Source organism: Paraconexibacter sp. AEG42_29, from assembly GCF_040581415.1.
GTDB lineage: Bacteria > Actinomycetota > Thermoleophilia > Solirubrobacterales > Solirubrobacteraceae > Paraconexibacter.
In genome coordinates this window covers 559,151-572,558 of record NZ_CP114014.1, presented here as the reverse complement: position 1 = coordinate 572,558, position 13,408 = coordinate 559,151, and the positions used below count along the sequence as shown (strand labels likewise).

Annotated in this window: 12 protein-coding genes; 7 read left to right on the top strand and 5 right to left on the bottom strand. The window is 72.2% G+C overall.

Translation table 11 applies throughout. The features are described from left to right. Window position 1 precedes the first annotated feature (1 nt). Window positions 2–892 (bottom strand): methylenetetrahydrofolate reductase [NAD(P)H], encoded by an 891-nt coding sequence (gene metF / locus DSM112329_RS02715; RefSeq protein ID WP_354700272.1) that lies wholly within the window; start codon window positions 890–892, stop codon window positions 2–4. Between the two features lie 46 nt (window positions 893–938). Further along, complete coding sequence (locus DSM112329_RS02710; RefSeq protein WP_354700271.1) at window positions 939–1,841, bottom strand: MBL fold metallo-hydrolase; 903 nt, start codon at window positions 1,839–1,841, stop codon at window positions 939–941. A gap of 207 nt (window positions 1,842–2,048) precedes the next feature. Here DSM112329_RS02710 and DSM112329_RS02705 point away from each other — a divergent pair, with 207 nt between their 5' ends. From DSM112329_RS02705 to DSM112329_RS02690, 4 genes are read left to right on the top strand one after another with little or no spacing between them, the layout of a single operon-like run. Next, window positions 2,049–3,239, top strand: a complete 1,191-nt coding sequence (locus DSM112329_RS02705; RefSeq protein ID WP_354700270.1) for an ester cyclase — start codon at window positions 2,049–2,051, stop codon at window positions 3,237–3,239. A gap of 11 nt (window positions 3,240–3,250) precedes the next feature. Beyond that, window positions 3,251–3,709, top strand: coding sequence for a hypothetical protein (locus DSM112329_RS02700; RefSeq protein ID WP_354700269.1), 459 nt, complete (start codon window positions 3,251–3,253; stop codon window positions 3,707–3,709). A gap of 25 nt (window positions 3,710–3,734) precedes the next feature. Beyond that, on the top strand, window positions 3,735–4,895 hold the full coding sequence (locus DSM112329_RS02695; protein WP_354700268.1) for an alanine--glyoxylate aminotransferase family protein: 1,161 nt from the start codon (window positions 3,735–3,737) through the stop codon (window positions 4,893–4,895). Beyond that, the gene (locus DSM112329_RS02690; RefSeq protein ID WP_354700267.1) at window positions 4,892–6,004 is read left to right on the top strand and encodes an aminopeptidase; all 1,113 of its coding nucleotides are present in this window, start codon (window positions 4,892–4,894) and stop codon (window positions 6,002–6,004) included. The genes DSM112329_RS02695 and DSM112329_RS02690 overlap by 4 nt, the downstream gene beginning before the upstream one ends. 4 nt (window positions 6,005–6,008) lie before the next feature. Here DSM112329_RS02690 and DSM112329_RS02685 read toward each other — a convergent pair whose 3' ends face one another. Further along, a complete protein-coding gene (locus tag DSM112329_RS02685) occupies window positions 6,009–6,431 on the bottom strand; it encodes a PIN domain-containing protein (RefSeq protein ID WP_354700266.1) in 423 nt (140 codons plus the stop codon). Continuing rightward, entirely contained in the window at window positions 6,428–6,640 is a 213-nt protein-coding gene (locus DSM112329_RS02680; RefSeq protein WP_354700265.1) for a type II toxin-antitoxin system VapB family antitoxin, read from the bottom strand. The genes DSM112329_RS02685 and DSM112329_RS02680 overlap by 4 nt, the downstream gene beginning before the upstream one ends. 293 nt (window positions 6,641–6,933) lie before the next feature. Between DSM112329_RS02680 and DSM112329_RS02675 the strand changes: the two genes are divergently transcribed. The 3 genes from DSM112329_RS02675 (at window position 6,934) to DSM112329_RS02665 (ending at window position 12,794) form a co-directional block, all read left to right on the top strand. Beyond that, window positions 6,934–8,325: a CAP domain-containing protein gene (locus tag DSM112329_RS02675; protein ID WP_354700264.1), complete on the top strand. Its 1,392-nt coding sequence runs from the start codon at window positions 6,934–6,936 to the stop codon at window positions 8,323–8,325. Between the two features lie 259 nt (window positions 8,326–8,584). Next, window positions 8,585–12,001 (top strand): VCBS repeat-containing protein, encoded by a 3,417-nt coding sequence (locus DSM112329_RS02670; RefSeq protein WP_354700263.1) that lies wholly within the window; start codon window positions 8,585–8,587, stop codon window positions 11,999–12,001. Window positions 12,002–12,110: 109 nt separating this feature from the next. After that, on the top strand, window positions 12,111–12,794 hold the full coding sequence (locus DSM112329_RS02665) for a hypothetical protein (RefSeq protein WP_354700262.1): 684 nt from the start codon (window positions 12,111–12,113) through the stop codon (window positions 12,792–12,794). Between the two features lie 66 nt (window positions 12,795–12,860). Here the strand turns inward: DSM112329_RS02665 and DSM112329_RS02660 are convergent, their stop codons facing one another. Then, entirely contained in the window at window positions 12,861–13,337 is a 477-nt protein-coding gene (locus DSM112329_RS02660) for a hypothetical protein (protein ID WP_354700261.1), read from the bottom strand. Window positions 13,338–13,408: the final 71 nt, after the last annotated feature.

The window sequence follows — 13,408 nt, the reverse complement described above, 5'->3', positions numbered from 1 at the left end:
CTCAGCCGCGGCGCCAGGGCGCGTGCAGCTTCAGCGCGCTGAGGATCGCCCGCGTCGCCGGTGAGCGGTTCAGCGTGTAGAAGTGGATGCCGGGCGCGCCGCCTGCCAGCAGCTCGGCGCACTGCAGCGTCGCGTAGCTGACCCCCAGCTCGGACACCGCCTCCGGATCGGCGCGGCGGGCCTCGAGCTCGCGCTCGAGCCCCTTCGGCAGCACGGCCGCGGACAGCTCGGTCATCCGCTTGAGACCCTCGAGCTTCACGATCGGCATCACGCCGGGGATGATCGGGACGGTGATGCCGATGGCCCGGGCGCGCTCGACGAAGTCGAAGTAGACGGCGTTGTCGAAGAACAGCTGGGTGACGAGGAAGTGCGCGCCCGCATCGACCTTCTCCTTGAGGAAGCGCAGGTCGTCCTCGGGCGACGTCGCGTGGATGTGCGTCTCCGGGAAGGCCGCCGCGCCGATCGCGACGTCGTACTCGTCGCGGATCAGCTCGACGAGCTCGCGGGAGTACTCGAGTCCGTCCTCCGTCTTCTCCCAGCCCTCGACCCCGGGGGGCGGATCGCCGCGCAGGGCGAGCACGTTCTCGATGCCGGCGTCCCGCATCTGGTCGAGCGTTGCGCGCAGCTCATCGCGCGTCGCGTTCACGCACGTGAAGTGCGCCATGGCGTCGAGCCCGAACTGCTGCTTGATCTGGGCGACGATGTCGATGGTCTTGGTCCGCGTGGACCCGCCTGCGCCGTAGGTCACGGAGACGTAGTCGGGCTCGAGCGCCTGCAGCTCGCGGAGCGCGGCGAACAGGTTCTCCTCACCGGCGTCGGTCTTCGGCGGGAAGAACTCGAAGGAGAACAGCGGGTCGCCGTCGCTCCGGGCCAGGATCTCGTCGATGCGCATGCTGCGCAAACCCTAACACGATCGTGTCAAGGTTTGCCGGGGTCGTTCAGACGGCCGTCCAGCGCTCCGGCTCGTCGCCTTCGACCGGAAGACGACGGGCGCGGCCGGTCACCTCGAGGTGCTCGAGGTAGCACAGCGTCTCGGAGAGCCACCAGCTGGCGTTCAGCTCGGTGATCGGCTCGTCGTGGACCAGCGCGACCGCCTCGAACGCCGTGACGTCGACGTCGCCGACCACGGTGAGATGGCGGTCGATGCGCTCGGCGACGAGCGCGCGGTTCGTCTCGATGTGCGCGTCGACATCGGTGAACGTGCGCCCGTGGCCGGACAGGCAGAGCCGGACGTCGAGAGCCTCGATGCGGTCGAGCGACGCCAGGAACTCGCCCACCGGGTCAGGCGACCAGCCGTGCTCGTAGTAGATGCTGACCCGGCCCAGGAGGTGGTCGCCGCTGATCAGCAGACGGCGCTCCGGCTGGTGCAGGCAGACGTGCGACGGCGCGTGGCCGGGCGTCTCGTGCACGACCCAGTCCCCGAGGTCGGTGCTGACCGTCGTCCCGTCGACGAGCTCCCGGTCGGGCAGGACAATGCCCTTCAACCCAGTCCCGCGACCGGTCGCGGCCTCGCGGTAGGCCGCCAGCGGTGCCGCGGGCACGCCAGACTGCCGCGCGACCTCGATCCGGCGCGAAAGCGCGGCCTCGGGATCCCCGCCGAGCTCGGTCTGGTGCTGGTGGCTGGGGTGCATCCACAGCTCGCAGCCGGCGCGCTCGACGATCGCGGCGGCCTGGCCGTAGTGGTCGGAGTGCGCGTGCGTGCAGACCAGCAGCCGCACGTGCTCGAGCTTGAGGTTGACCTGGTTCATCGCCCGCTCGAGCTGCGCGAGCGACCCCGGCTCGTGCATCCCCGTGTCGAAGAGGACGACCCCGTCCCCACGCGCGACCGCCCACGCGTTCACGTGCGGAACACCGGGCCAGGGCAGCGGCAGACGCAGGCGCCAGACCCCGGGGAGCGTACGCTCGCCGCGGCCGACCTCACGCTTGTGGGCAGGAGCAGGAATGGGAGGAGTCTCTCTGCCGAGCCGGGGGCTCGGCCGGCCGACAGGGTGGACGGCCGGGGGCAGTCTATGCAGAGGGCGCCCGTCGCTGCGGGATACGATCACCACATGGCCGCCACTCCTGCCGCAGTCGCCAAGCAGTACTTCGCCGCCGTCACCGCCCGCGACGTCGAGGCGATGGTCGCCTGCTGGCATCCGGGAGGCCGCGAGTTCGTCCGCGGACAGGTCGACACCACCGCCCCGGACGGCGTGCGCGAGTTCTTCACCGGCCTCTTCGCCGCCATCCCCGACATGCAGTTCAGGGTCGTCTCGACCACGTCGAACAAGGACCGCGCCGCCGTCCGCTGGACCGCGGTCGGGACGTTCACCGGGGCCGACTTCGGCGGGATCGCCGCCACGGGCGCCCGGGTATACCTCGAGGGCATCGACGAGCTCACGATCCGCGACGGCCTGATCGCGGAGAACAACGCATTCAGCGACTCGATGGCGTTCGCGCGTCAGATCGGCATGCTCCCGCCCGAGGGTTCCAAGGCCGACCAGCGCGTGATGGCGGCCTTCAACGTCAAGACGCGCGTGGCCCGGGCGGTCGGCGGGACGGCACAGGCCGAGCCGGTCGCCGACGGCGTCTGGCTGGTCCGCGGCGGCTTCCCGGTCAAGACGATGAACGTCTACCTCGTGCGCGACGGGGACGGCGTGCTGGCGTTCGACGCCGGCATCAAGGCGATGACCAAGGCGGTCGCGTCCGTCGCGGCCGACCTCGGCGGCCTGACGCGTGTCGTCCTCGGGCACGGCCACCAGGACCATCGCGGAACGGCGCCCGGCCTCAAGGTCCCGGTCCACTGCCACCCCGCGGACGTCGCGATCGCGGAGGGCGACGGCGGGATGGCCGGCTTCGACTTCACCAAGCTGAACGCCGCGGGCAAGTTCGCGTTCCCGCTGCTGCTGCAGCACTGGGACGGCGGCCCTGTCGACATCGCCGGAACGGTCGACGAGGGGGACGACGTCGCGGGCTTCAAGGTCGTCCACCTGCCGGGCCACGCCGACGGCCTGATCGCGCTCTACCGCGAGTCCGATGGTCTCGCCCTGTCGAGCGACTGCTTCTACACGGTCGATCCCCAGACCGGGATCAAGGGCAAACCCCGTGTCCCCCACGCCGCGTTCAACGTCGATACCGAGCAGGCGCGCGCGTCGATCCTGAAGCTCGCCGACATCGGGCCCTCGTCGGTCTGGCCGGGCCACGCGGACGCGCTGACGGGTGACGTCGCCGCGCAGCTGCGCCAGGCTGCCGCGGCAACGTAGGCCGGCGTCCGATGGGCAAGCGATCACGGCGGCGCGACCGCGACGGCGCGCCGAAGGACCCGTCCGGCGCCGGGCCGACGTCGTTCGCGGACCTCGGGCTGGACCTCGACCTGGACCTGGGCGCGGACGACGTGACCGAGGGTGGCACCGTCCCCGCCGAGCTCGCCGGCGGCCTCGGCGTCCTGACGCTGCGGACCGTGATGTCCCCCGGCACGCGGACCGAGTACGCCGCCGTCCGCCGCGGCGACCGCTCCTCGCCGTCCGCCGCCCGCGAGGACGCCTGGCACCGTGCCGTCGAGTTCCTGTACGAGCGGCTCGTGACCGGGTGGGAGGTGGCCGGCGTCCCGACGACCGGCCAGAAGGCACTGCTGCAGCGGCTGCGCGTCGCCACCCCGGGCGAGCGGGCCGCCATCCGCGACGCGCTGCGCGCCCATCTCGCTGCACACCTGCCTGACGTCGAGGCCCCTTGAACGCCACCGGACGGAGCACCCCCTCATGAGCCTCGCCACGATCACCGTCCCCGAACGACTGCTGCTCGGATCGGGGCCGTCACCGGTCCCCCAGCGGATCCTCGACGCGCTCGCGCTGCCGACCATCGGCCATCTGGACCCGGCGTTCGGGGCGTTGATGGACGACGTCGCCGCCGGGCTGCGGGCGACGTTCCGGACGACGAACGCCGTTGCGATTCCCGTGAGCGGCACGGGGAGCGCCGGCATGGAGGCGATGGTCGCGAACCTCGTCCGGCCCGGGGACCGCGTGATCTGCGGCGTGCACGGGCTGTTCGGCGAGCGGATGGCCGACGAGCTGGCACGGCACGGCGCGACCGTCGTCCGGGTCGAGGCTGAGTGGGGCCGCGCGATTCCGCTGACCGCCCTCCTTGCCGCCGCCGAGGAGCCGTTCGCGGCGATGTTCGTCGTCCACGCGGAGACGTCGACCGGCGTCGCGCAGCCGCTCGACGGCCTGGCCGACGCGTGCCGCGCACACGACGCGCTGCTGCTCGTCGACTGCGTCACGTCCCTCGGCGGCCACCCGCTGGACCTCGACGCCGCCGGGGTGGACGCTGCCTTCAGCGGGACGCAGAAGTGCCTGAACGCGCCGCCCGGGCTGGCGCCGTTCACCGTCGGCGAGCGGGCGATCGCACGGATCGAGGACGGCCGCGTGCCGTCCTGGTACTTCGACCTGTCGCTCGTCCTCGGCTACTGGCTCAAGAAGCCGGATGCCGCCCGTGCGTATCACCACACGGCGCCGATCAACCTGATCTACGCGCTGGCCGAGGCCTTGGCGATCGTGCACGAGGAGGGGCTGGAGGCGCGGTGGGCGCGGCACGCCGTCGCCCACGAGGCGCTGCGCGACGCCCTCGGCGTGCTCGGCCTCGAGCGGCTCGCGCCCGAGGGGGAGCAGCTGCACTCGCTGCTCGCTGTCCGGCTGCCGGACGGTGTGGAGGACGCTGCGGTCCGCGTCCCGCTGCTGACCGAGGACGGGATCGAGATCTCCGGCGGCCTCGGTCCGCTGGCCGGGAAGATCTGGCGGATCGGCGTGATGGGCGAGGGCGCGCGGGTCGAGCCGCAGGAGCGCCTGGTGCGGGCGCTCGGGTCGCGCCTGGGTGGCGACACCGCCGGCGCCGTTGCGGCGCTGCACGCCGGGTGGGCGGCATGACGGACATCCCGGTCACCCGCCCGATCCCCGACCCGGCCGCGATGGCCGACCTGTTGGCGGGGTACTGCCTGGAGGTCGAGCACGGTCAGCAGGTGCTCATCCGCTCGACGACCCTGGCGGCGCCGCTGCTGCTCGAGCTGCAGCGTGCCGTGCTGGAGCGCAGCGGCTGGCCGATCCTGCGCATCGAGCTGCCCGGCCAGACCCGCGGCTACTACGAGCACGCGCAGGACTGGCAGCTGGACGACTTCCCCGACCTGGCGCTCAGCGAGGCCAAGCGGTCGCACGCGCAGCTCGGGATCCAGGCGCCGGACGACGTCCACGGACTCGCCGGCATCGACCCGCGACGGCTGGCGCGCGCGCAGATCGCCCGGCGGCCGCTGCGCGAGCACACGATGAAGAAGCGCTGGTGCTCGACGCTGTGGCCGACGGCTGCGGGTGCCGCCCACGCAGGCATGTCACTCGAGGAGTTCGAGCGCTTCGTCGCCTCCGCGCTGTTCCTCGACCGTCCCGCCGGTCCGGTCGACGCCTGGCGCGAGCTCGGCCGCTTCCAGCAGGACCTGATCAGCCGCCTGAAGCCGGCGAAGGTTATCCGCATCGAGGCGCCGGGTACCGACCTCACGCTCGACGTGCGCAAGCGGACCTGGGTCAACAGCGACGGCAAGCGCAACATGCCGTCCGGCGAGGTCTTCACCGGCCCGCTCGAGACGAGCGCGAACGGCCGCATCCGCTTCACGATCCCGTCGTCCCCCTCGGGCGTCGACGTGCAGGGCGTCGAGCTCGAGTTCAAGGACGGCGTCGTGGTCCACGCCCGCGCGGACGTGGGCGACGACTACCTGCAGCAGGTCCTGGCGACCGACGAGGGCGCGCGACGCGTCGGCGAGCTCGGCATCGGGACGAACTTCGGCATCACCCGGCCGATCGGGGCGATCCTGTTCGACGAGAAGATCGGCGGGACCGTCCACGTCGCGGTCGGGCGCTCGTACCCCGAGACGGGCGGGAAGAACGAGTCCGCGATCCACTGGGACATGATCTGCGACCTGCGGAAGGGGACCGGCGGGCGGCTGACCGCTGACGGCGTCCCGATCCTGGAGGACGGCCGCTTCACGTAGCCATCTACAGGGTGCCGCGGGGAGCGATCCAGATCGTCGGTTGTCCGGTGATCGCGGCGATGCGGTCGTAGTCCTGGTCGTAGTGCAGCACGGCCGCGCCGGCCGCTTCCGCCGCTGCGGCGATCAGCAGGTCGGGGTGTTTGACCGCGCGCTGGTGCATCGCGCCCTGCGCGGCGAGTCGCTCGTAGACCCACAGCGCACGCTTCCACTCTGCGGGCCCGACCGGGCAGTCGGCCAGCGCTTCGAGATCCTCGCGGAGCTGCGTGAAGTCCTCGGTGTTGCGCGCGCTGTAGAGCAGCTCGAGCCGGACCATGTCGCAGGTCGCGATCTTCCCGTCGACCAGCGCGGTATCGAACTCGTGGCGCAGTTCGCCGCGGGCCGGCTTCCGCGACCAGACCCACGCGCTCGTGTCGGCCAACTCGGTCACGCGACGCCGGCGCGCGACCGCCGCATGCCCTCGAGGGCCTCGGGCGTGAGGTCGGCGAAGTCGCGCCCCGCCAGCCGCGCGCGACGTCCGCGCGCGACGACGTCGCGCAACGCCTCATGGACCGTGTCGGTCGTGCGCTCGGTCCCCAGCGCCTCACTCGCCTGCCGGACGAGATCCATGTCGAGATTGATGTTCGTGCGCTTGATCACCGACTGACCATACACCTGAACCAACACCTTCCATACACATCGACGGGCACGATCACCCGGTGGGCGTCTACCCCTTCCCCTCAGGGTGGCGACTCGGGTAGCCGCGCCCACGGATCCTGTCCGGTGAGCAGATCGGCAGGACCGCGCAGGTCGCCCCCCCGGCGGCTGGTGTCACGCGACGGGCGGACGAACGAGAGCGCTGTCCACTGGGTCACGATCTGCGACCTGTCGACAAGCGGTGTCAATTGACTCATCAATCACCACTAACGCCCGCGATCAGGTAGAACGTCGCGATGAGCCTGGGCTGGAAGCGCGTGGCGATCGCAACCGGAGCGGCCGTCCTGCTGGCGGCCGGCAGCGCGCGGGCCGAGGGACCGCCCGACCGCGCTACGGCCGTGGCCGACTGGGACGCCCAGAAGGCCGACGAGCAGATCCGCTCCGGCTGGACCGGGTCTGAAAGCGGCTGCGTCGTTGGAAGCGAGTCGCAGGAGTCGATCGATGCGACGCTCCGGTCCTTGAACCGCTTCCGACGCTACGCGGGGGTCGGCCCCGTCCGCTTCGACCCCGACCTGAACCGCAAGGCGCTCGCCGCCGCGCTGATGAGCCAAGCCGCGGGCGTCGGCGACCACGATCCCGCGCCGAGCGCGCCGTGCTACTCGGCGGCCGGCCGCGACGGTGCGGCGAACAGCAACATCTCGGCCGATTACAAACCCGACGGGATCACGGGCGGCGACGCCATGACGAGCCTCATCGAAGACCCGTTTCACGCGAAGCTCGGGTTGGACGCTGGCCGCACGGTGATGGGCACCGGGACCGCGTCCAGCTTCAGCGCGCTCTACGTCGGGTTCCCGAAGACCACCGCGAAGCTCCCGCCGCGCCGCGCCAACGCGTTTCCGGGACCGGGCTGGATCCCGTGGCCGTGGGCCATCAGCCGCACCTGGTACGTCGCCATCGGCAGCGACCCCTCGACGGTCGACATCTCCAAGGCGAAAGTCACGATGACCATCGATGGCAAGCCACTGCCGGCGGAGCGCCACGCCGGCGATGGGCTCGAGACCGCTTACGCCGGGCGCTACCTGTCCTGGAACCCGGGGCTGCGCGACTCCGCCGGCCGCGAGAACGGCGTCACCGAGGCCGACCACGTCATCCACGTCGACATCAAGGGCGTCACGGTCGCCGGCCAACCGCTGCCGATCGCCTACACCGTCTGCGCCCTTCAGCGGCCGATCGGGCTGAGCGACCGGTACGTCCCGCCGGGTCCGGTCGACCGCTGCGGGGAAACACCGACCGTCGGGCTCGGCGACAACGGCACCGTTGCCGTCCCGGGCCCGGTCACGCCCGGCCCCGGCGCGGCACCGGGCAACCCGGCTTTGGCGGCGGTGGTGCCGCGCTTCGTCCGGGCCCCCGGCCTGCGGCGGCTGCTGCGCACAGGAGCGAAAGGCCCGATCGGGCCGCGGGTGAAGGTCGGGACTCGACTGGCCGTGGCGGCACCGCTCTCCCACGGCCGTCTGGTCGCCTACCGCTGGCGCCGCAACGGCTCGGTGATCGTCGGCGAGACACGGCCGACGTACCTGGTCCGCTCCTACGACAAGGGGTTCCGGATCAACGTGCAGGTCACGGCCGCGCCGACCTCGGGCGCGCCGGTTGCGCGACGCAGCACCGCGAGCGTCCGGGTGCGGGGTTAGCCCAACGCAACTGACGTCCGCGAGCCGCTGGTGACCTCGGCTGCGCGCGGCGTCGGTCATGTCATGGCGGGACCGCGACGCCGTCCGCAGCCAGCCGCCGTCGCCCCCGCACGGCGCGCTCTTCCGCCTTCGCTGTAAGCATTCACACAAGTGACGGCGCAACGGATACGATCGCGTGCGCCGGTGCGGGGGCCGGGCGTCGTCCGGTTTGCCGACCCGCGCGCAGTTGCCTGCCGCTGGGGATCCTCGAGGAGACGCCATGTCGTTCGCTGCCCGCTGGACCACGACCCGACCGGTCGCCTGGCGCCTTCCCGTGCTCTTCGGCGCGCTGGCGAGCCTCGTCATCCCCGGGACGGCCGGCGCCGTCGTGCCGCAATTCCCGGCGCCCACGAAGCAGACCGGCACGAGGCCGCTGGCGGTCGCGACGGGCCTCTTCAACGCGGACGCCAACCTCGATCTCGTCACCGTCAACGAGACCACCAACAACGTGTCCGTGCTGCTCGGCAACGGTGACGGCACCTTTGCCTCCAGAGTCGACTACGGCGTCGGGACCAAGCCGCAGTCGGTGGCGGTCGGCGACGTGAACGGCGACGGCAAGCTCGACCTGGCCACCGCGAACAACGGCTCGAACGACGTCTCCGTCCGGCTCGGAAACGGCGACGGCACGTTCGCCGCCAAGACCGACTACCCATCCGGAGCCCTCGGTGGAGCCGGCAGCGCGCCGACGGCGGTGGCGATCGGCAGGATCAACCTCGACAACAAGGCCGACCTGGCCGTCACCAACTCCAACAACAGCAAGGTCTCCGTTTTCATCGCGGACGCCGTCGGCACCGGGTTCCTCCCGAAGACCGACTACGCGACCGGGACCTTCCCCTACTCGGTCGCCATCGGCGATCTGAACTCGGATGGATTCGGCGATATCGCCACTGCGAACAGCGACGGCACGAACCAGGCCTCGGTCCTGGTCAGCGACAACATCGGCCTCTTCCCCGTCGCAGCCACTGGCGTCCCGCTATCAGGCGGGCTCTCGGGCACGTTCTCCGTCGCCATCGGCGAGCTCGTCGGCGCGGGCGGTGGGCGCGACCTCGTGCTCGCGGGCGGCAACTTCCAGGCCTCGGTCTTCGTCCTGCCCGGGCTCAACACCGGCGCCTTCGGCCCCACCCAGACGTACGCCACCGGGATTAAGCCGGACACGGTGACCGTGGGCGACGTGGACGGCGACCTCATGGACGACATCGTCACCGCCAACAGCAACGACGGCAGCGTGTCGGTGCTGCGTCAGAGCGTCGGCTTCGGCACCAGATTCGACTACCTCGTCGGGAACACCAGCGCGGCCCCATTTCCCGCGCCAGCCTCCTTCACCAGCGTCGCGATCGGCGACGTCAACGGCGACGGCAGGCGCGACCTGGCCGCCGCGAGCACCACCTCGGGCACCGTTTCGGTGCTGTTGCAGAACCCCGTCCCGGCCACGGCCGGCGCGTTCGCCGCCCGGACCGACGTTGTCCTGGGCGGGGTCGGGCCCGCCGCCCTCGCCGTCGGCGACCTTGACAACGACGGCAAGGCCGACGCCGTGACCGTGTCCGCGGACAAGGTGAAGGTCCAGCGCAAGTACGGGGCTGCCGGGTTTCCTGTGCTGAGCCCACTCGACAGCGCAATCCAGTTCAACACGCTGACAGCGGCGGCGATCGGCAACCTGGACGGCGACGCGGTCCCGGACATTGCCGTCACCGACTCCGGGACGAACAACGTGTGGATGCTGACACGCAATAGCACCGGCACCGCCTTCGCCAGCGCGTTCGCCTTCGCCACCGGGGCATCCCCGTCCGCCGTGGCGGTCGGCGACCTGAACGGCGACGGCAAGCCCGACCTCGCAGTGACGAACGAGCTGAGCAACAACGTCACCGTCCTGCTCGGGAGCGGCACCGGCGGCGCCGGTGCCTTCACCCCCAAGGCACCTGCGCCTGGCACCGGAACCGCACCGGGGTCAGTGGCCATCGCCGACCTGAACGGCGACGGCAAGGCCGACCTGGTCACCACCAACGGCATCAGCAACTCGGTGTCCGTCCTGCTCGGTAGCGGCGACGGGACGTTCGCCGCCAGGGTCGACTACCCGACTGGCACCAACCCCGCGTCGATCGCCGTCGGTGACCTGAACGGCGACGGCGTGCCCGACCTCGCCCTCATCAGCGGGGGCCAGGTCTCCGTCCTGCTCGGCACCGGCGCCGGTGTCTTCGCCGCGCGCACCAACTACGTCGCCGGCACCCTGCCGACCACCGTGGCGATCGGCGACCTCGACGGCGACGGCACGGCCGATCTCGCGACCGCGGACGCCGGCGACGACACCACGACCGTGCTGCTCGGCAGCACGGCGCCCGCCTTCACGACCAGGGTCGCCTACGGGACCGGACGCGGCCCGGCGGCCGTCGGCATCGGCGACGTGAACGGCGACAACCTCCCTGACCTCGTCTCCGCCAACTCCACGGCAGCGACCGTGTCCGTGCTCCCGCACGGGCCGAGCACCGCGAAGGCGGCGACGCTGACGCCGCTCGCGCTGGCCTTCGCGTCCCAGATCGTGGGCACGACATCGACCGCCCGCACGCTGACGTTCAAGAGCACCTTCGGGCTGGTCAGCGTGACCACGGCGGGGCCGATCACCGGAGCGGGTGCCGCGCAGTACGCGGTCGGCCCCGGCGGCTGCACCGCCGGCCAGACGCTTGCCTACGGGCGCAGCTGCACCATCACCGTCACGTACGCCCCGACGACCGCCGGCGCCGCGGCAGCCAGCTTCGGCCTGACCAGCGACGCCGGAGCGGGCGCCGGCGCCGCCAACACGGTCGCCCTCACCGGCACCGGGACCGGCGGCGGCGGTGGCGGCGGCGGCGGCGGGGGTGGCGGCGGCGGCGGACCCGTCACGACTCCCACCACCCCGACGACGCCGACGACCCCCACCACGCCGACGACGCCGCCCGGTACTCCGACCACGCCGATGACGCCGATGACGCCCAGTACCCCGACCACGCCGGCCGGCACGCCCGACCCCGGGCCGCCGGCCGGACCCGGCACGGCCGTGCTGCCGCCGTTCATCACCGACCGCTTCGCGCAGCTTCCCGCGCGCCTGCGCCTGTACCGCGCCCGCGTGACCGGCGGCCGGCTGGACCTCCTCGCGTCGATCGACGGCCGCGCGACAGGGATGATCCGCGCGACGTACCGAGCGGCTGGCCTGGTCCGGTCGTTCGCGATCCCGATCCCCGCCAAAGCCGGGCCGATCCGTCTCAGCACGACGCTGCCGCCGCGGATGGCCCGCCTGGGCACCGGCATCCTGACGCTTGCGTATACCGGCAACACGCTGCTCGGCCGGGACGACCTCCGCGCCCGCGCCGCGCGCAGCCCCTCGAATCTCGCCATCGGCGACGCGGCGGTCAAGAACGGCCGCCTCACCGCGGCGGGGACGATCGCCGGCAAGGCCACCGGCATCGTCCGCGTGCGGTACGCCTCGCTCCGCGACGGCAGGATCTACAACTTCGACGCCCGCTCGAGCATCGTCGGCGGCGCGTGGAAGCTCGATGTGGCCCTGCCGGCCGGGACCCCCGCGGGAGGCACGCTGATCGTGGCCTACACGGGGAGTCTGGCCCGGGGCACAGCCGGCGGTCAGGTGGTCCGCACGATCCCCGGCTGAGCTTCAGCCGAGGGACCGGTGCGCGGTTCACCACGGACGACGCCCCTGGAACATCCGTCCCCCGACCCGCCACCGGCCAACCTGCGAGTGGCAGCAGCGTTCTCTTGGTGTGTCCACACGACCTGTCCTCGCCGCGTTCGCGGTCGCCGCCCTGCTGCCGACCGCTGCGCTTGCGGCGAAGCCGCCGAAGCCGCCGAAGCCGGCACCTGCCACCGGCGTCGCAACGCTCGGGGTGTCGGCTCCGTCGCTCACGTTCCCGGGCGCGGTGACCGTGACCGGCTCGCTCAGTGGTGTCGCGCGTCTGGGGAACGTCCCGGTCACGCTCGAGCACGACGACAGCCGCCCCTACGGCGACAGCTTCAAGCCGGCAGGCCAGTCGGTGAAGACGAACACCACGGGCGGCTACTCGTTCGCCGTGCGGCCGGCCCGCAACACGCAGTACCGGGTCGTCGTCAAGGCGTCCCCGTCGATCACCAGCAGCGCCCGCCTCGTGGCCGTGCGGCCGTTCGTCGGGCTCAAGGCGTCGATCCGGACGCCGCGGGCTGGGCGGATCGTCCGGTTCTCGGGCCTGGTCCGGCCCGCCCGCAACGGCGCCGCTGTGCTGCTGCAGCGCCGCACGCCTTCCGGCCGCTACGCGACGATCGTGCGTAGCCGGCTGCGCGCCTCGGGCAGCGACTCCATCTTCGCCATCGCCGCGCGCGTGCGGCGGTCGGGGACCTACCGCGTGAAGGTGCCCGGAAACGTCGACCTGATCAACGGCTTCAGCCGGCCGGTGTCAGTCCGAGCGCGTTAGCACGACACAGGGGCGGCGGGTCACGGCCGGGCCGTCACCCCGAGCGGGCTGTCGACGTGCTGCCCGTCAGCGGACGCGGAAGCTCGTGCGCCGGTCGACCAGCGTCACCCGATTCAGCTCCTCCGGACAGGCGGACGACGCCGTCTCCGGCACCTGCTCGCAGTCGTCGTCGGACATGTCGACCCAGGCGGTCGCGACGAGGCGCACCCGGTGGACGCCGCGACACCAGCCGCCACGCGGCGGGGTGAGCTCGAAGTCCAGACGGTCGCCCGGGTCGACGCTGTCGTAGTCGGCGGTCCAGTCGCTGGCGGTCCCGCAGCCATGCCGGGGGCCCGTCGTGTTGGCGACGTACGTCGCCCGGTAGCTGTCGTAGCGCGCGCGGAACCGCAGGCGGACGACCTGGCGGGAGCCGGGCGACTTGGGCACGGCCTGCGCCTTCGCCGGCAGGTCGTCCCTCGGCACGCCCGCACCGGCCGGGCCGCCCCCGGACAGCGCTGCGGCCACGAGGGCCGCGGTGGTCACGAGCAGCAGGCGCGATTGCATGTCCGTGCAACGACCGGGCCGGCCGGAACTTACGGCCGACCGCCCACCACCCGGCATAGGCTGTCCGGCAG